Source organism: Pseudomonas sp. NFR09, from assembly GCF_900111535.1.
Classification (GTDB): Bacteria; Pseudomonadota; Gammaproteobacteria; order Pseudomonadales; family Pseudomonadaceae; genus Aquipseudomonas; species Aquipseudomonas extremorientalis.
Map to the genome: position 1 here is coordinate 66,108 of NZ_FOIH01000004.1, position 18,607 is coordinate 84,714.

Genomic DNA, 18,607 nt, shown 5'->3' on the forward strand with positions numbered 1-18,607 from the left:
TGTCCTCATTCGCGCAAACTTGGTGCCGGCGATGGCCGGCAGGAAAACTCAAGAAGCCAGTGGCGATACTTGCCAAAGCCCGTTCTGCAGAATCAATTGCCGGTCGCAGTCCGCTTCACGGGCGGCGGCCAATGGCTGACCAGGCAAGGCCTGGACAACACGCTGACCCTCACTGCGCAACTGGCAAACCTGCTGCCAGAGTGCTGCGTCCGTACTGTCGGGCATCCAGATGCCACCAGACGGCAGCTCGACCTCAGCACGCCCCAGGGTCACCAGGGTTTTCAAATCGGTGGAAAAACCAGTGGCCGGACGCGCACGACCGAAGTCAGCGCCGATATCGTCATAACGACCGCCTTGGGCGATGGCCTGGCCAACGCCCGGTACAAATACGGCGAACACCACACCGGTGTGGTAGTGGTAACCGCGCAACTCACCCAGATCAAAGTACAGCGGCAGCTCCGGGAAACGCGCCGATAGCTGCTCGGCAATTGCCAGCACGTCATCCAGTGCCGCCAGTACCGGCGCCGGCGCATTGGCCAGGCGCTCACGGGCTGCCACCAGCACTTCACGGCCGCCACACAGGTTGACCAGTGCGCGCAGCATGTCGGCCAGATCGGCAGGCACGCCAGCGGTCAAGGCGATGACTTCATCGATAGCCTTGCGTTGCAGGGCATCGAACAGCTGTTGTTCAACTTCACCAGACAAACCGGCCGCACGGGCCAGGCCACGGTAGATACCTACGTGACCCAGGTCCATGTGGACATCCGGTACGTCGGCCAATTGCAGCATGGCCAGCATCAAGCTGATTACTTCAACGTCGCTGCTTGGGCTGGCATCGCCGTACAACTCGGCGCCCAACTGGATCGGGCTGCGGGACGACGACAACGCACGTGGCTGAGCATGCAGCACGCTACCGGCGTAACACAGGCGGCTCGGGCCTTCTCGGCGCAGGGTGTGCGCATCGATGCGCGCCACTTGCGGCGTGATATCGGCACGGAAGCCCATCTGACGGCCCGACTGCGGGTCGATGACCTTGAAGGTGCGCAGATCCAGGTCCTGGCCCGCGCCGGTCAGCAGGGATTCCAGGTACTCGATATGGGGGGTCACGACAAACTCGTAACCCCAGCTCTGGAACAGATCCAACACCTGGCGGCGCGCTACTTCAATGCGCGCAGCTTCTGGTGGCAGTACTTCTTCGATGCCATCTGGCAGCAGCCAGCGGTCTACCGTTGCCATTACGCCATTCCCCTTTGATCCGGGCGGCCAGCCCTCGGCCGAGCCTTGAGTGAAGCAGAAAACACCCGCCCCCTGCATAAACCACGCGCAAGAGCGACGTGACGAACGGCCTGCAATCGGCCTCGTCGGGCACTTTCCTCGAAAAACCTGTCACGCCTGCCGAATCAAACATGCAGACGCAAAAAAGCCGGGAATTTCCCGGCTGCCGCATCATACACCCGTTTTCTGAAAGGATCACCCCGCCTGGCGTTTTAGCCGCCCGACGGAGTGCTTCCTACACAGTGACGAGCTGATTACTTGGCTTTTTCCAGGTAGCGGAAGAAATCGCTACTTGGGTCCAGCACCATGACGTCGGTTTTGTTCGCGAAGCTTTCACGGTAGGCACGCAGGCTACGGTAGAACGCGTAGAACTCCTGGTCCTGACCGTAGGCCTTGGCGTAGATCGCCGCGGCTTGAGCGTCGCCATCACCACGGGCCTCTTCAGACTCGCGATAGGCTTCAGCCAGCAGTACACGACGCTGACGGTCGGCATCCGCACGGATACCCTCGGCCAACTCGTTACCCTTGGCACGGTGCTCACGGGCTTCACGTTCACGCTCGGTGCTCATGCGCTCGAACACGCTGCGGTTCACTTCCTTCGGCAGGTCGATAGCCTTGACCCGGACATCGACCACTTCGATGCCCAGCTCTTTTTCCGCCATGGTGTTCAGCGAACGAGTGATGTCAGCCATCAGCGCGTCACGCTCACCGGATACCACCTCGTGCAGGGTGCGCTTACCAAACTGGTCACGCAGGCCCGATTCCAGACGACGCGACAAGCGCTCGTCGGCAATCTGCTTGAGGCCGGAGGTCGCGGTGTAGAAGCGCTCGGCATCCTTGACGCGCCACTTGGCGTAGGCGTCAACCATCACGGCTTTCTTTTCCAGGGTCAGGAAGCGCTGTGTCGGTGCATCCAGGGTCATCAGGCGGGCGTCGAACTTGCGCACCTGGTTGACGTAGGGGACTTTCACATGCAGGCCCGGCTGGACATCCGCCTGGACCACGCGACCGAATTGCAGCAGCACCGCACGCTCGGTCTGAGCCACGATGTAGAAGCAGTTCCAGGCAGCGATGACCACGACGACACCCACAATCAGGGCGGTCAGCGATTTATTGCTCATCAACGACTCTCCCTGGTACGTGTTTGCTGTTGCAGCAAGTCGGCGGCCGCACGGGCGCTCGCTTCGTTGGCAGCGGCATTGGAACCGGTGGACGGTGCGCTGGTGCTGCTACGACCACCTTCGATCATCTTGTCCAGCGGCAGGTACAGCAGGTTGTTCTGCCCACCCTTGCTGCCGGTCACGAGAACCTTGCTGGTGTTGCTGAAGACTTCCTGCATGGTGTCCAGGTACAGACGCTCACGCGTGACTTCCGGCGCCTTGCGGTACTCGGCAACCAGCTTGGTAAAGCGATCCGCCTCACCCTTGGCGCGGGAGACCACTTCGTCGCGGTAACCGTTGGCATCCTCGAGGATGCTCTGGGCCTGACCACGGGCTTCCGGCACGACGCCGTTGGCGTAGGTTTCAGCCTGGTTGCGCGAACGCTGCTCGTCTTCACGGGCGCGGATCACGTCGTCGAAGGCTTCCTGTACTTCACGCGGTGCGGCTGCGCTCTGTACGTTCACCTGGGTGACGGTGATACCGGTGCGGTAGGTGTCGAGGAACCGTTGCAGGCGCTCCTTGATCTCGCTGGCCATCAATTCACGCCCTTCGGTCAGCACCTGGTCCATCGCGGTCGAACCGACGACGTGGCGCAGGGCACTTTCGGTGGCGTGTTGCAGGCTGATTTCCGGCTGGTCAACGTTCAGCACGAAGTCCTGCAGGTTGCTGATCTTGTACTGCACGGTCAGCGGCACTTCGACGATGTTCTCGTCTTCGGTCAGCATCTGGCCCTGCTTGGTGTAGGCACGCTCACGCGTGACGTTCTCCATGTACTTCTTGTCGATCGGCGGGAAATAGATGTTCAGGCCCGGTCCGACGGTTTCGTAGTACTTGCCGAAGCGCAGCACCACGGCCTGCTCCTGCTCGTCCACCACGTAAACGGCGCTGTACAGCCAAACGGCCGCCAGCACGACAAGACCCAGGCCCAGCAGGCCATAGCCACCGCCCTTGCTTGTGCGACCGCCGTCGTCACCACCACGTTTTTTCCCACCACCGAACAACCCATTCAGGCTTTCCTGCAGCTTTCGGAAGGCCTCGTCGAGATCTGGTGGCCCCTTGCGGTCGCCATTATTGCGGCGTTTACCACCCCAGGGATCCTGATTATTCGAGTTGCCACCCGGCTCATTCCAAGCCATAGCGCTCTCCATCTGATAAAGCAAAGACGCACCCACGGCGCGCCGACCAATGCTACAGAATGCCTGCCACTGCGGCACAACCGCTTTAGGAGGCTTTTATTGCAAAGTGTGTTGTTCGATGAACTCTGTCGGTACCACGCCTTCACGGCTGACCAGCCGATTCAGCTCCGAGCGCGGCAATCGAACGGCCAGCAAGCTGACACCCTCTTCGTCGTGTTCTTCTTTCTGTACCGCGCCCAACTCGAAAAACTGTGCACGCAGTCGAGCAAAACGCTGGGGCAAGCGCAAGGTGCCAACGAACAAATCGCTGCCGAGCAACTCGGCAATGGCTTGTTCAAGCAACTCGAGACCGCTGCCATCACGCGCCGACAGCCAGACCCGCTGGGGCTTGCCGTTCTCATCGCGCTGGATTTGTGGCTCAACGCCCTCAAGCAAATCGAGTTTGTTATAGACCTCGAGGATCGGCAAGTCCTGGGCGCCAATCTCGCCCAGCACCAGCATCACCTGTTCAATCTGCAACATGCGATCCGGTTCCGCCGCATCGATCACGTGCAACAGTAAGTCGGAATTGCTCGACTCTTCGAGCGTAGACCGAAATGCCTCGACCAGCTTGTGCGGCAAGTGACGAATGAAACCCACGGTATCGGCCAGGACAATCGGCCCCAGGTCGTCAAGATCCAGACGGCGCAGGGTCGGGTCGAGGGTGGCGAACAGTTGGTCGGCCGCGTACACGTCCGACTTCGTCACGTTGTTGAACAGTGTGGATTTGCCGGCGTTGGTATAACCCACCAGGGACACGGTCGGGATATCCGCACGGGAACGGCCACGCCGCGATTGCTCGCGCTGGCTGCGCACCTTCTCGAGGCGACCCTTGATCTGGCGCAGGCGAACCCGCAGCAGGCGTCGGTCGGTTTCGAGCTGGGTTTCACCCGGGCCGCGCATACCGATACCGCCACCCTGGCGCTCAAGGTGAGTCCAGCCGCGGACCAGCCGGGTGCTCATGTGGTCAAGCTGGGCCAGTTCGACCTGGAGCTTGCCTTCATGGGTACGGGCGCGCTGGGCGAAAATATCGAGAATCAGACCGGTACGGTCGATCACGCGACACTCGAAGACACGTTCGAGGTTACGTTCCTGACTGGGCGTGAGGATGTGGTTGAAGATCACCAGATCGGCTTCTTCGGCGTGGACCAGGTCGCGCAGTTCCTCGACCTTGCCGCTGCCAATCAGGAATTTGGCGGTTGGCCGATGACGCGGCACGTTAAAAAACGCAACGGTCTCGGCGCCGGCCGAATTTGCCAACTCCTGAAACTCCTGCGGATCTTCGCGCGCCTCAGGGTCCTGTCCATCCAAGTGAACGAGGATCACTCGCTCACCACCACCGTGGCGCTCAAAGAACAAAGGAGACTCCTATCAGGCGTTACCTGCCTCAACGTCACCCTGTTCATCACCCGCTGCGCTAGGCAGACGGATTGGACGAACTGGAACGACTGTCGAGATAGCGTGCTTGTAGACCATCTGGCTGACGGTGTTTTTCAGCAGGATCACGAACTGGTCGAACGACTCGATCGTACCTTGCAGCTTGATACCGTTGACCAGATAGATGGAAACCCCCACTTTCTCTTTACGTAAAGTATTCAAGTAAGGGTCTTGTAGCGAATGCCCTTTTGACATGTGCCGCACTCCTTTAAGGATCAATAATAAAAAATCGGAAAATAGATAGCTTATGGCCGTCACACCCCCAAGGATAGACGGCAATTGCAAGGACTCAGCTCAATATGGAGACCGTTCCCAAGTATTTCAAGGCGCGTGACAGATTGTCGCTGTCCAGGCTGTCCAGCCAGTGCAAATCGCTCCAGCTGCGCAACCAGGTGAACTGGCGTTTCGCCAATTGGCGCGTGGCAATGATGCCGCGTTCCTGCATTTCGGCTGACGTCAGCTTGCCATCCAGATGATCCCAGACTTGGCGGTAGCCTACGGCACGTATCGAAGGCAACCCTGGATGCAGGTCACCTCTGGAACGCAGAGCTACGACCTCGTCCACAAACCCCTGTTCCAACATAATTGTGAATCTTTGTGCAATTCGTTCATGCAGCACCTGGCGATTTGCCGGAGCGATGGCCAGATTCGCCACAGTATAGGGCAATTGTGACTGTCCCGAAGCGCCTGCGTCAGCACTTTGCGCACTTTGTTTGCGCCGGTGTTCAGTCATGGTCTGCCCGCTCGCACGCCAGACTTCCAGGGCGCGGGTGAGGCGCTGGGGGTCATTGGGGTGAATGCGTGCGGCGGAGACCGGGTCGACTGCCGCCAACTGGTCGTGCAGGGCTTGCCAGCCAAGGCGTGCCGCTTCTTCTTCGAGCTCGGCGCGCACCTGGGCGTCGGCCGGGGGCATATCCGCCAGGCCTTCCTGCAAAGCCTTGTAGTAGAGCATCGTCCCCCCCACCAGCAGCGGGATATTGCCCCGTGCGGTGATGTCGGCCATGGCGGCGAGTGCATCGGTACGAAAATCTGCAGCCGAATAGCTCTCGGACGGGTCGATGATGTCGATCAACCGGTGCGGATACTGGGCCAGAAGCTCTTTCGAAGGCTTGGCGGTGCCGATGTCCATGTCCCGGTAAACCAGGGCAGAGTCGACACTGATCAGCTCGCACGGCAACACCTTGGTCAGCTCGATGGCCAGGTCGGTCTTGCCGGCGGCCGTGGGACCCATCAGGAAGATCGCGGGGGGCAAGGCACTCATCAACGGCCGCGCAGGAATAGTTTGTCCAGATCGTCCAGGCCCATCTGGGTCCAGGTCGGTCGGCCATGGTTGCATTGCCCGCTGCGCTCGGTGTTTTCCATGTCGCGCAGCAAGCCGTTCATTTCCGGCAGGGCCAGGCGGCGGTTGGCGCGGATGGCGCCGTGGCAGGCCATGGTGCCGAGCAGCTCGTTGATGTGCGCCTGGATGCGGTCACTGGTGCCGTACTCCATCAGGTCAGCCAGCACGTCAGCCACCAGCCGGTTAGCCTCGGCCTGCTTGAGCAGCGCGGGAATCTGGCGGATGGCCAGGGTTTCCGGGCCAAGGCGTTGCAATTCAAAGCCCAGTTTCTGGAACACGCTGTGGTGCTCTTCGGCGCAGTCGGCCTCACGCTGGCTGACTGCCAGGGATTCCGGCACCAGCAGCGGCTGCCCACTGAGGCCTTCGCTGGCCATGGCAATCTTGAGGCGTTCGTACATGATCCGCTCGTGGGCGGCGTGCATGTCCACCAGCACCAGGCCGTGGGCGTTCTCCGCCAGGATGTAGATGCCCTTGAGCTGCGCCAACGCGTAACCCAGCGGCGGAATATCACCACCGCCCTCCGGCAAGGCGACCGGCGCCCCCGGCTCAGCCCCCGGCAGCGGTGCAAAAAACTCGCGATACGCAGCCTGGGCTTCGGCCACCGGCACCGCCGATTGCGGGCGCGGGGTGTATTGGTACTGATAACCCGAGCCGGAGCCGGCATTCGGCGCGGTATACGAAGGTTGCTGCTGTGGCGATTGCAGCAGGTTTGCCGCCAGGCTCATTTCGCCTTGAGGGCCGAACTCACCGGCTTGCGGGCCACTCGGCCGGACCACTGCCGTCACAATCGGTGCGGACAACTGATCATCCGGACGCACATCCCCCAGGGTGCGGTGCAAGGTGCCATAGAGGAAGTCATGCACCATGCGTCCATCACGGAAGCGCACTTCGTGCTTGGTGGGGTGCACGTTGACGTCCACCACCGACGGGTCGACCTCAAAGAACAGCACAAACGTCGGGTGACGCCCGTTGAACAGCACGTCGCGATACGCCTGGCGCACCGCATGGGCCACCAGCTTGTCGCGCACCGTTCGGCCGTTCACGAAGAAATACTGCAAGTCCGCCTGGCTGCGGGAGAACGTCGGCAACCCGACCCAGCCCCACAACCGCAAGCCATTGCGCTCGATTTCAATCGGCAGCGCCTGCTCCAGGAAACCCGCGCCGCAAATCGCCGACACCCGGCGCGCACGCGCAGCGTCATCGTTGGCTTCATGCAGGCTGAGGATGGTCTTGCCGTTATGGCGCAGGTGGAAAGCCACGTCGAAGCGGGCCAGGGCCAAGCGCTTGATGACTTCCTGCAGGTGATCGAATTCGGTTTTCTCGGCCTTGAGGAATTTGCGTCGCGCCGGGGTGTTGAAGAACAGGTCGCGCACTTCCACCGAGGTGCCGACCGGATGCGCCGCCGGCTGCACCCGAGGTGCCATGTCGCGGCCTTCGGTTTCCACTTGCCAGGCTTGTTCGGCGCCGCGGGTGCGGGAGGTCAGGGTCAGGCGCGCCACGGAACTGATGGACGCCAGGGCCTCGCCGCGAAAGCCCAGGCTCATCACCCGCTCAAGGTCTTCCAGGTCGCGAATCTTGCTGGTGGCGTGACGCGCCAGAGCCAGCGGCAGGTCATCGGCGGAAATGCCGCTGCCATCGTCACGCACGCGCAACAGCTTGACGCCGCCCTGCTCCACATCGACGTCGATGCGCCTGGCGCCAGAGTCGATGCTGTTTTCCAGCAGCTCCTTGATCACCGATGCGGGGCGCTCGACCACCTCGCCTGCCGCAATCTGGTTGGCAAGGCGCGGGCTCAGCAGCTCAATGCGCGATCCGCTGTTCAGGAGTGATTCGCTCATTACTGTGCCGCCAATTCAGTGCCGGGGATAGTCAACACCTGGCCGACTTTCAATTCATCGGTTTTCAGGTTGTTGGCGCTGCGCAAGGTCGCGGCCGATACCTGGAAACGCACCGCCAGCATGGCCAGGGTGTCACCCGGCTGCACGCGATGGTCACGCGGGCCCTGGGCGATTTTCCCCGAGTCACGCAGCCAGGCGATGTAGGTGCCCGGCGGCGGGTTCTGCTGGAAGAACTGGCGGATACCGGCACTGATCGAACGCGCCAGCGCCTGCTGGTGACTGGCGCTTGCCAGCTTCGAGGCTTCGTTGGAGTTGGAGATAAACCCGGTTTCCACCAGGATCGAGGGGATATCCGGCGATTTCAGCACCATGAACCCGGCCTGTTCCACACGCTGCTTGTGCAGCGAAGTGACCCGGCCGATGTTGCTCAGGACCTTCTGGCCCACGTTCAAGCTGGACGTCAGCGAAGCGGTCATCGACAGGTCCAGCAGTACGCCGGCGAGCATTTTGTCTTTGTCATCGAGGGACACGTTGCCGGCGCCGCCGATCAGGTCGGAACGGTTTTCACTGTCGGCCAGCCAACGGGCGGTCTCGGACGTAGCACCTCGATCCGACAGGGCAAACACCGAGGCGCCAAACGCGGCGGCCGAAGGCGCGGCGTCGGCGTGGATCGACACAAACAGGTCGGCGCCTTTCTTGCGGGCGATTTCGGTACGGCCGCGCAGCGGAATGAAGTAGTCGCCGGTACGCGTCAGCTCGGCGCGGTAGCCCTTCATGCCATTGACCTGGCGCTGCAGTTCGCGGGCGATGGCGAGTACCACGTCTTTCTCATGCTGGCCGCGTGAGCCGGAAGCACCCGGGTCTTCCCCCCCGTGACCGGCGTCAATCACCACGATAATGTCACGCTTGCCGGCCGGGGCCGGTGGCGGCGGTGGCAGCTTGACCTGCGGTTGCGACGGGTTCACCGGCACCGCCGGCACCGTTGCCACGCTCGGGGTCGGCGCAGGCGGCGGCGCGGCATCGGCGGCGTTGTCGAACAGATCGACCACCAGCCGGTTGCCGTACTGGGCGTTGGGCGCCAGAGAGAAGCTTTTGGGGGTCACGACCTTTTTCAGGTCGATGACCACGCGCAAATCGGTCGGCGTACGCTGGGCCGAGCGCATGGCGGTAATCGGGGTGTTGGCGGTGGAGACTTTCAACGGCGCGGCCAGGGTCGCCCCGTTGATGTCGATCACCAGACGATCAGGCGCCGTCAGAGTAAAGACGCTGTGCTGGACCGGGCCAGACAGGTCGAACACCAGTCGCGTGTTATCCGGCGCTCGCCACAGGCGAACACTCTTCACCTGTGAAGCAGCCAGAGCATTGACAGTCATTGCCGCAAGCAACACCCCCACGACAGCAACCAACGCGCGAAAGCGCATACCTAACCCCACCAATTATTTGAATTCCAATGCCAAAGCCGCGCACCACGACTGGCCGCGCACGCTCTGGGGCAACAACTTCAACTGACGTCCATGCTCATGCGGCGTAATGGTAATGGTCAGGTCGGGCTTTGGCAAAAAGCCTGTGCCTTTATCTGGCCACTCGATCAGGCACAGCGCATCTTCGTCGAAGTAATCCCGGATACCCATGTATTCCAGTTCTTCGGGATCGACCAGGCGATAGAGGTCGAAATGGAACGCTCGCACGTCGCCGATTTCGTAGGGCTCTACCAGGGTGAACGTCGGGCTTTTTACCGCCCCCGTGTGGCCCAACCCGCGAATGATCCCCCGGGACAGCGTGGTCTTGCCCGCCCCCAGGTCGCCTTCTAGAAAGATCAGCCCCGCTCCCGCCGTGACCTGGGCGATGCGCTGGCCGAAGGCAACCATGGCCTCTTCATCGACCAGGAAAAGAATTACTTCAGACACGGTGACTGCTCCTCCAGCAATTGACGAATGGCAGGGATCAGGTCACTGGCGGCCAACCCGCGACCGAACGTGCCCTGGCGATCTCCCGCCGTTGCGTGCAACCACACGGCCAGGCAGCTTGCCTCATAGGCTGGCATGCCCTGGGCCAGCAGTGCACCCACCAGACCGGCCAACACGTCGCCCAGCCCTGCCGTGGCCATCGCCGGGTGGCCTTGGTCACAGCGTGAAACACGCCCGTCCGGGCTGGCAATCAAACTGCCTGCGCCCTTGAGAATAGCCACTGCGTTGAATTTCTGGCTCAACGCGCGCGCCACCTTAAGGCGATCGGCCTGAACCTCGGCTGTCGACAGACCCAACAACCGCGCCGCCTCCCCGGGATGCGGTGTGATCACGCAGTTGGCCGGCAAGCTGACGCTGCCGGTGGCGAGTTGATTCAAGGCGTCGGCGTCCCACACCTGCGGCTGGCTGGCGTTGGCGGCGACCGAAAGCAGGCTTCTGCCCCAAGACGCGTCACCGAGCCCAGGCCCGATCACAATGACCGAGATCTTTTCCAGCAGGCCCATCAGTTGGTTGGCCGAGGCGACGCCGACGGTCATGACTTCCGGCAGTCGCGCCAGGGCCGCGGGCACATGCTCCAGGCGAGTAGCCAGGGACACCATGCCCGCGCCGCTGCGCAAGGCGCTTTCGACACTCAGCAGCGCTGCGCCGCCAAAGCCGTGGTCACCACCGATGACCAGCAGGTGGCCGAACCGGCCTTTATGGGCGTCCGGGGAACGCGCAGCGAGTTGCGGCAAATGGCCGTGCAGCAGCGGTTGTACGTCGGTTATTGCGTGTTTTGTCTGCGGCATGCGTCTTCAAGCTCCGATGTCTGGCAGAATTATACCTATCTAACCTGCGGTTTCCCTTGTCTCATGCCTGCCATCACCACCGATCTGCCTGCCCTCGCCCAATCGATCAAAGACTGGGGCCGCGAGCTGGGCTTTCAGCAAGTCGGCATCAGCGGCCTGGACCTGGCCGAGCATGAACAGCACCTGCAACGCTGGCTCGACGCGGGTTACCACGGCGAGATGGACTACATGGGCGCCCATGGCAGCAAACGCTCCCATCCGGATGAGCTGGTGCCCGGCACCTTGCGCGTGGTGTCGCTGCGCATGGATTACCTGCCCGGCGACACACAGATGGCGCAACTGCTGGCCAAGCCGGAAAAAGCCTATATCTCGCGCTACGCCCTGGGCCGCGACTACCACAAGCTGATCCGCAAGCGCGTGCAGCAACTGGCCGACCGTATCCAGGCGCAAATCGGCCCCTTCGGCTTCCGTGCCTTCGTCGACAGCGCACCCGTGCTTGAGAAAGCCATCGCCGAAAAAGCCGGGCTGGGCTGGATCGGCAAGAACACCCTGGTGCTCAATCGCAAGGCCGGCAGCTACTTCTTCCTCAGCGAGCTGTTTGTCGACCTGCCACTGCCGATCGACGCACCTCATAGCACTGAACATTGCGGGCGCTGCACCGCCTGCCTGGACATCTGCCCCACCAATGCCTTTGTCGGCCCCTACGTGCTGGACGCCCGGCGCTGCATTTCCTACCTGACCATCGAGCTCAAGAACGCAATCCCCGAAGACCTGCGCCCGTTGATCGGCAACCGCGTGTTCGGTTGTGATGACTGTCAGATCGTTTGCCCGTGGAATCGTTTCGCCCGCGCCACGGCCGAAGGCGACTTCAAGCCACGCCACAACCTGGATAACGCCGAACTGGCCGAGTTGTTTATGTGGGATGAGGATAAATTCCTCAGCAGCACCGAAGGTTCACCCCTGCGCCGCGCCGGCTATGAGCGTTGGTTGCGCAACCTGGCGGTAGGCCTGGGCAACGCACCGTCGAGCATTCCGGTGCTGGAAGCCTTGAAGGCGCGGCGCGAATATCCCTCCGAACTGGTGCGCGAACATGTGGAATGGGCGCTGAACCAGCACGCCAACCGCTAGTGCACGTCGTCGTTGTAGACGAACTTGGGCATTTCCCAGTGGAAACGGATCGCCAGCAAGCGCAGTAGAAAGCCGCTGAACAGCGTCAGCAGGATCGATTGCTCACTGGGCAGTTCCAGATACAGGCACAGCATGTAGAACCAGGCGGCCAGGAACGACACGCTGGCGTACAGCTCACGGCGGAAGATCAGCGGGATATCGTTGCAGAAGATATCCCGCAGGATGCCACCGAAAACCCCGGTGATCACGCCGCTGACCGAGGCCACCAGCATGCCATGGCCCATTTCCAGGGCGGTCATGCAACCGATCAGGGTGAAGGCCACCAGGCCCAGGGCGTCCAATGCCAGGAACAACGAACGCAGGCGGCGCATCAGCGGGGCGATAAAGATCGTCACCAGCGCGGCGACGGAGGTCAGCACCAGGTATTCCGGGTGCTTGACCCAAGTCAGCGGGTAATGCCCCAGCAACACATCGCGCACCGAACCACCACCCAGTGCCGTCACGCAGGCGATCAGCACGACGCCAAACCAGTCCATGCCCCGCCGCCCAGCCGACAGCGCACCGGTCATGGCTTCGGCAGTGATGGCGATGAGGTAGAGCATCAGCAGCATGAGGGCGATCCTTGCAAAACTGTGGCGAGCGGGCTAGCCCCGCGTTGGGCTGCGCAGCAGCCCCAAAGCCGGCAATGATATCTGTTTGGAGAGGTGTGTTGGCAGTATTAGGGCTGCTTCGCAGCCCAACGCGGGGCTAGCCCGCTCGCCACAAAAAACCGGCTCACCCTTGAAGGAATTCAAGCCTTGATGAAATGCTTGCGGTAGTGCTGCAACTCGGCAATCGACTCGCGAATATCATCCAGCGCCAGGTGCGTGCTGCCTTTATGGAAGCTGTCCTTCACTTCCGGCGCCCAGCGCGCCGCCAGCTCTTTAAGCGTGGACACATCCAGGTTGCGGTAGTGGAAGTAGCTTTCCAGCGCTTTCATATGCGTATAAAGGAAGCGGCGATCCTGGCAGATGCTGTTGCCGCAGATCGGCGACTTGCCCTTGGGCACCCATTTTTCCAGGAAGGCGATGGTTTCGGCTTCGGCTTCGGCCATGCTGATGCGGCTGTCACGCACGCGCTGGGTCAGGCCGGAGTTACCGTGGGTGCGGGTGTTCCACTCGTCCATGGTGGCGAGTACGGCATCGCTGTGGTGGATGGCGATCACCGGACCTTCGGCCAAGGTGTTGAGGTTGCTGTCGGTGACAATGGTCGCCATCTCGATGATGACGTCGGTGTCGGGGTTCAGACCGGTCATTTCCAGATCGATCCAAATCAGGTTCTGTGGGTTTTGCATGGGTTGATTCTCTTGGCACCTTGGCGTAGCTGCGCAGTTTAGCAGGCGGGGCCGTGCTAGACTCGCGACCGTTTTACCCAACCTTTGCATTATCGACACGGAACACCAATGGCCAAACGCCAGCTCAACCGTCGCCAAAACTGGCGCATCGAAAAGATTCAGGGCGAACGCGCCGCGCGCGCCGCCAAACGTGAATCCTCCGCCGTGGAAGCGCTCGAGGGCGGCGACCTCGGCCCTGAACAAACAGGCCTGGTGATCGCGCACTTCGGCGTGCAGGTCGAAGTCGAGGCGCTCGAAGGCGAACTCGCCGGCCAGGTGTTCCGCTGCCACTTGCGCGCCAACCTGCCGGCGCTGGTCACTGGTGACCGGGTTGTGTGGCGTGCTGGCAACCAGGGTATCGGCGTAATCGTCGCCCAACTGCCGCGCACCACCGAACTGCGCCGCCCCGATAGCCGCGGCCAGCTCAAGCCGGTGGCGGCCAACGTCGACATGATCGTGATCGTGTTCGCGCCGCTGCCCGAGCCCCATGCCAACCTGATCGACCGCTACCTGGTGGCGGCCGAACACGCCGGCATCCGCCCGCTGTTGCTGCTGAACAAATTCGACCTGATCGACGAGCAGAATGCCCCGGCACTCAACGCCCTGCTGGCGGTCTATCGCACCCTGGGTTACCCGGTGCTGGAGGTTTCGGCGCATCACGGTAATGGCATGGAACAGCTGCAACAGCAGCTGGACGGGCGCATCAGCGTGTTTGTGGGCCAGTCCGGCGTGGGTAAGTCCTCGCTGGTCAACAGCCTGCTGCCGGAAGTCGACACCCGCGTAGGCCCGCTGTCGGAACTGTCCGGCCAGGGCACCCACACCACCACCACCGCGCGGTTATTCCACTTCCCCGGCGGTGGCGAACTGATCGACTCCCCCGGCATCCGCGAATTCGGCCTCGGCCACGTCAGCCGCAGTGATGTGGAAGCGGGCTTCATCGAGTTCAACGACCTGATCGGCACCTGCCGCTTCCGCGACTGCAAACACGACCGCGAACCGGGCTGTGCGTTGCTCAAGGCGCTGGAGGATGGGCGCGTGCAGCAGCAGCGGATGAACAGCTATCGGTCGATTATTGCGAGCTTGCCGGAGAGCAGTTACTAAAACCGCCATGCCTTGATACACATAAAGCACGGCACAGCATGGCCTCGTCCATTGATTTAACGGGGTCTGACATCAAGAATTCAGGACAACTGGACGGCCCACCGACACGAGCCAGCCTGAATTCGGAATTCCTGATGCGCATAATTGCTCCGTCACCAGCGCAAGCTGGCAGGAGTCTGGATCCTCTTCGGGGTTGATCCAGCGGCGCAGAAGGGGCGAAGCAAGCTCCATAGAAAGACGCGAGCCACAGGGCGGGAGTACTTCGTACCGCGCCTGTGCACCGATGACATGCGAGGCGTGATCAAAGGCGTCAAAGCCTACCTCCCGCTATGACTGCAAAAGAAAACGCCCCGATCAGTATCGGGGCGTTTTCATGAGTGAAGCAGCTTCGGCAGCTTAAGAACCCGTCTTGGGCACCGTAGGATCCTTCACCCCACCGTCATCAAACAGGTTCAGCTTCTGGCGCAACTCATGCGCCGGCAACGGCTCCTGCCCTGGCGGAATGGCGTTCGGGTCGGCCGGTACTTCACCCGGTGCGCCGGCCCCCGGAGTAGGTTGCGGCGCTGGCGGCTGGTCACCTTCAATCGCACGCTGGGCCTTTTTGGTCAGCACCACGATGTCGATCCGGCGGTTGACCGGGTTGAACGGGTCTTGATGATCAAACAGCTGCGACGAAGCAAAACCCACCACCCGCGCCACCTGCGCATCCGGATAGCTGCCGGCCACCAGCGCACGGCGTGCGGCGTTGGCGCGGTTGGCCGAGAGTTCCCAGTTGCCGAAATCCCCCTGGCCCGCGTAAGGCTTGGCGTCGGTGTGGCCGCTGATGCTGATCTTGTTGGGTACCGCTTTGATGGTATCGGCCATGGCCAGCAGGATGTCTTCGAAGTACGGCTTCAAACGCGCGCTGCCGGAGTCGAACATCGGCCGGTTGGCGGCGTCGGTGATCTGGATGCGCAGGCCTTCAGGCGTGATTTCGAAGGAGATCTGGTCCTTGAACTTCAGCAGTTGCGGGTTTTCCTCGACCTTGTTCTGCAGCTCCTGCAGCAACAGCTCAAGGCGCTCCTGCTCGACCTGTTCGGCCATCGACTCGACAGTATCGCGCTCGATCGGGATTTTTTCCTGAGGCGCTTCAGTCTTGACTTCGGGGTTGATGGTGCGCTCAGGCGCCAACTGCGGCGAACCGCCCAGGTCGATCACAAAGGGCGTGCCGCTTTCCGAAAAGCCAATCGGGTCCTTGAAGTAACCGGCAATGGCGATCTTCTGTTCGGGCGTGGCGGTGGACATCAGCCACAGCACCAGGAAGAACGCCATCATCGCCGTCGCAAAGTCGGCGAAGGCGATTTTCCAGGCGCCACCATGGTGCCCCGCAGCGAAGCGCTTGACGCGCTTGATGATTATCGGCTGGTTGTTCTCCATGGCTTAGCGACCGCGAACCGCTTGTTCCAGCTCGGCGAAGCTTGGGCGATGCTTGGGGTACAGCACTTTACGACCGAACTCCACCGCCAGCGACGGCGGCATGCCGGAAGCGGAAGCAACCAGGCTGGCCTTGATCGATTCGTACAGGTTCACTTCTTCCTTGGCGTCATGGGCCAGGGAAGTCGCCAGCGGGCCGAAGAAGCCATAGGCCGCCAGAATACCGAAGAAGGTACCGACCAGCGCTGCACCCACGTGCATGCCGATAGCGGCCTGGTCGCCCTCACCCAGGGACGCCATGGTCACCACGATACCGAGTACCGCCGCGACGATACCGAAACCCGGCATACCATCGGCGATGCCGGTCACAGCGTGGGAGGGGTGCTCCAGCTCTTCTTTAAGGCTGAACAACTCCATGTCGAACAGGCCTTCCAGCTCATGGGGGGCCATGTTGCCGGAGGACATGATGCGCAGGTAGTCACAGATGTAGGCGGTCATGCGCTCGTCCTTGAGCACGGCCGGGTACTTGGCGAAAATCGGGCTGGCGGCAGCGTCTTCGATATCGGCCTCGATGGCCATCATGCCTTCGCGACGGCTCTTGTTGAGGATCTCGTAGACCAGGCCCAACACCTCCAGGTAGAAGGTATGGGTAAAGCGTGAACCGAACATGCCCAGCGACTTCTTGATCACGTGCATGGTCATGTAGCCGGGGTTGGCCTGCAGGAATGCACCCAGCGCCGCACCGCCGATGATCATCACCTCGAAAGGCTGGATCAGCGCAGCGATTTTACCGTGGGACAGGACGTACCCGCCGAGCACGCTTGCGAAGACGACGATGATGCCGATAATTTTAGCCATAGGAGATGAGTACTTGCGCCGTCGGGTTCATGGACATATTGGGTGTAGCAGAAAACTCTTGTTCTACTTATCGGCAAAACTGCGCCAGACTATAGCCCGTTAAGGCGAAAAGCCAGTTCGGCCCGCTCCGGGCGTGTAGACCGCAAGTGATGATCGCGCCCCAATCATGGCTAATGAAACGACAGTCCCAACTGCAAAACCCAACTCTCTCGCCGCTTGGATCAAGCGCCTGGACGAAGTGCTGCTGCCCGTTCCCCAGGCCAGTCACGACCGTGTGTGCAAAGGCATCCGCGATAACCGCAGTTCATTGCGGGATATTGCCGAACTGATGCAAAGCAGCCCGGCCCTGGTGCTCAGCGTGATGCGCGAGGCCAACAGCCACACCCATGGCAGCCTGGCGGAACCGGCGGAAAACCTGGAAGTGGCGCTCAACCGCCTGGGCCTCAAGCGCGCCGAAGAACTGCTGGCACGCCTGCCCTCGGTGCCGGCCAACGAGATCCCCGTGGCGTTGCGCCAACTGTTGCTGGTCAGCCAGCACGCCTCGCAGCAGGCCAACGGTTTGTTCGGCAGTCGCCTGGCGCGGCTGTGGCAAGACATCCACTGGGGCAGCCTGTTGTTCCTGTCGCCACTGTGGCCGATGGCGGTGGCCTACCCCAAGCTTCTGGAGGAGTGGGAGCTGCGGGTTATCCACAAGGGCCAATCAGCCCGCACGGTCGAGCAGGAATTGTTCGGCGTACGCCTGCTGGACCTTTGCGTCGGCATGACCGAAGCCTGGCACCTGCCGATCTGGGTGTCCCAGGGCTATAAGTTGCTGATGAGCGAGCAGCGCCTGCTGGTCAAGGCCCTGCATATCGCTCGTGAAGACGACCCGCTGCGCCACCAGCAATTGCTCGACGCTGAACCCAATCTGCGGCGCTGGCTGAACCAGCCGGCCAATACCGTGTTGCTGGCCAACGGCCTGGCGATGTCGGCCCAGGAATCCTGGACCTGCCCGCACACCGAACGCTGGCAGTTGCTCACAGCGCTGTACCTGCAACAACCGTTGGGTGAGGTGCAGCAACTGGTCCACCAACAAGCCGTCACCAGTGCCCGTACCACCCTGATGCCCGACCTCTGGCACCCGGCGCTATCGCTGATCTGGCCGTGGCACGTGGCGAAGATCCATCGCGGCCTGCTGCCGGCGCCACCGCCCACCGCCGAGGCCCTGGCCGTGTGGCGCAAGCGCTGCACTGAACTGTTGGTGGAACCGAGCCGCTTTGCCAACGCGATGCACCTGACCACCTGCGCCAAGGAGGCCTTGGTCGCCAGCGGCATGCAACGGGTCATGCTGTTGATGGCCGATCGCGCCATGAGCACCTTGCGCGTGCACCAGGTCGATGGCCTGCCCAAGGACGCCGCCAACCTGAGCCTGGACGTGGTCAACAGCACCTTGCTGCAACGCCTGCTGGAAAAGTCCGCCCAGGTGCGCCTCAACCCCGAAAACCATGCCCAGTTCTCAGCCTTGCTGCCGCCGATCCTGCGCCGTCTGTTCACCGGCGAACACCTGCTGCTGCGTTCCCTGAGCTGCAATGGCAAGGTGGTGATGCTGATGGTGGCCGACCAGGGTGGGGGGCCGTTCTCGGAAACCACCGTGCAGGCCTTCGGCAAAACCGCCCAATGCATCGAAAAAGCCCTGCACTGCTTTACCAACCGCAGCGCCTGATGCTTGCGCTACAATCGCCCTCTTTTATCGCCAACATTTGTGCCCAGGAGACCT

17 protein-coding genes are annotated in these 18,607 nt (G+C 61.8%); 3 read left to right on the top strand and 14 right to left on the bottom strand.

The window, feature by feature from the left end:
- Positions 1-48: 48 nt before the first annotated feature.
- From BMX59_RS10725 to BMX59_RS10770, 10 genes are all read right to left on the bottom strand, one after another.
- A complete protein-coding gene (locus tag BMX59_RS10725) occupies positions 49-1,236 on the bottom strand; it encodes an ATP phosphoribosyltransferase regulatory subunit (protein ID WP_016972601.1) in 1,188 nt (395 codons plus the stop codon).
- Between the two features lie 293 nt (positions 1,237-1,529).
- Positions 1,530-2,396 carry a protease modulator HflC gene (gene hflC, locus BMX59_RS10730; RefSeq protein WP_025857365.1) on the bottom strand — a complete coding sequence of 289 codons (867 nt, stop codon included), beginning with the start codon at positions 2,394-2,396 and terminating at the stop codon, positions 1,530-1,532.
- Positions 2,396-3,571, bottom strand: coding sequence for an FtsH protease activity modulator HflK (hflK, locus tag BMX59_RS10735; RefSeq protein WP_093121276.1), 1,176 nt, complete (start codon positions 3,569-3,571; stop codon positions 2,396-2,398). The genes hflC and hflK overlap by 1 nt, the downstream gene beginning before the upstream one ends.
- Positions 3,572-3,667: 96 nt before the next feature.
- Positions 3,668-4,969 (bottom strand): ribosome rescue GTPase HflX, encoded by a 1,302-nt coding sequence (gene hflX / locus BMX59_RS10740; RefSeq protein WP_071491677.1) that lies wholly within the window; start codon positions 4,967-4,969, stop codon positions 3,668-3,670.
- A 12-nt stretch (positions 4,970-4,981) separates the two neighbouring features.
- Positions 4,982-5,242: an RNA chaperone Hfq gene (gene hfq, locus BMX59_RS10745; protein ID WP_058423463.1), complete on the bottom strand. Its 261-nt coding sequence runs from the start codon at positions 5,240-5,242 to the stop codon at positions 4,982-4,984.
- Between the two features lie 94 nt (positions 5,243-5,336).
- Complete coding sequence (gene miaA, locus BMX59_RS10750; protein ID WP_093121277.1) at positions 5,337-6,308, bottom strand: tRNA (adenosine(37)-N6)-dimethylallyltransferase MiaA; 972 nt, start codon at positions 6,306-6,308, stop codon at positions 5,337-5,339.
- Complete coding sequence (gene mutL, locus BMX59_RS10755; RefSeq protein WP_093121278.1) at positions 6,308-8,224, bottom strand: DNA mismatch repair endonuclease MutL; 1,917 nt, start codon at positions 8,222-8,224, stop codon at positions 6,308-6,310. The genes miaA and mutL overlap by 1 nt, the downstream gene beginning before the upstream one ends.
- A complete protein-coding gene (locus BMX59_RS10760; protein ID WP_025857370.1) occupies positions 8,224-9,645 on the bottom strand; it encodes an N-acetylmuramoyl-L-alanine amidase in 1,422 nt (473 codons plus the stop codon). Before BMX59_RS10760 ends, mutL begins: the two co-directional genes overlap by 1 nt.
- 15 nt (positions 9,646-9,660) lie before the next feature.
- Positions 9,661-10,131: a tRNA (adenosine(37)-N6)-threonylcarbamoyltransferase complex ATPase subunit type 1 TsaE gene (gene tsaE, locus BMX59_RS10765; protein WP_071491680.1), complete on the bottom strand. Its 471-nt coding sequence runs from the start codon at positions 10,129-10,131 to the stop codon at positions 9,661-9,663.
- The gene (locus BMX59_RS10770) at positions 10,119-10,979 is read right to left on the bottom strand and encodes an NAD(P)H-hydrate dehydratase (RefSeq protein ID WP_093121279.1); all 861 of its coding nucleotides are present in this window, start codon (positions 10,977-10,979) and stop codon (positions 10,119-10,121) included. Before BMX59_RS10770 ends, tsaE begins: the two co-directional genes overlap by 13 nt.
- 63 nt (positions 10,980-11,042) lie before the next feature.
- Here BMX59_RS10770 and queG point away from each other — a divergent pair, with 63 nt between their 5' ends.
- Positions 11,043-12,107 carry a tRNA epoxyqueuosine(34) reductase QueG gene (gene queG, locus BMX59_RS10775; RefSeq protein WP_092246613.1) on the top strand — a complete coding sequence of 355 codons (1,065 nt, stop codon included), beginning with the start codon at positions 11,043-11,045 and terminating at the stop codon, positions 12,105-12,107.
- Here the strand turns inward: queG and BMX59_RS10780 are convergent.
- Together BMX59_RS10780 and orn are read right to left on the bottom strand one after the other, a co-directional pair.
- A complete protein-coding gene (locus BMX59_RS10780) occupies positions 12,104-12,718 on the bottom strand; it encodes a trimeric intracellular cation channel family protein (RefSeq protein ID WP_058423469.1) in 615 nt (204 codons plus the stop codon). The two genes, queG and BMX59_RS10780, sit on opposite strands and share 4 nt — an antisense overlap.
- A 179-nt stretch (positions 12,719-12,897) precedes the next feature.
- On the bottom strand, positions 12,898-13,440 hold the full coding sequence (gene orn / locus BMX59_RS10785) for an oligoribonuclease (RefSeq protein ID WP_010213620.1): 543 nt from the start codon (positions 13,438-13,440) through the stop codon (positions 12,898-12,900).
- A gap of 108 nt (positions 13,441-13,548) precedes the next feature.
- Here orn and rsgA point away from each other — a divergent pair, with 108 nt between their 5' ends.
- Positions 13,549-14,580: a small ribosomal subunit biogenesis GTPase RsgA gene (gene rsgA / locus BMX59_RS10790; protein WP_071491684.1), complete on the top strand. Its 1,032-nt coding sequence runs from the start codon at positions 13,549-13,551 to the stop codon at positions 14,578-14,580.
- A 396-nt stretch (positions 14,581-14,976) separates the two neighbouring features.
- On the opposite strand, the gene motB is transcribed toward rsgA, so the two are convergent.
- The gene (gene motB, locus BMX59_RS10800) at positions 14,977-15,996 is read right to left on the bottom strand and encodes a flagellar motor protein MotB (protein ID WP_071491685.1); all 1,020 of its coding nucleotides are present in this window, start codon (positions 15,994-15,996) and stop codon (positions 14,977-14,979) included.
- Positions 15,997-15,999: 3 nt separating this feature from the next.
- On the bottom strand, positions 16,000-16,851 hold the full coding sequence (gene motA / locus BMX59_RS10805) for a flagellar motor stator protein MotA (protein WP_058423471.1): 852 nt from the start codon (positions 16,849-16,851) through the stop codon (positions 16,000-16,002).
- 166 nt (positions 16,852-17,017) lie between these two features.
- Between motA and BMX59_RS10810 the strand changes: the two genes are divergently transcribed.
- The gene (locus tag BMX59_RS10810) at positions 17,018-18,553 is read left to right on the top strand and encodes an HDOD domain-containing protein (RefSeq protein ID WP_093121280.1); all 1,536 of its coding nucleotides are present in this window, start codon (positions 17,018-17,020) and stop codon (positions 18,551-18,553) included.
- Positions 18,554-18,607: the final 54 nt, after the last annotated feature.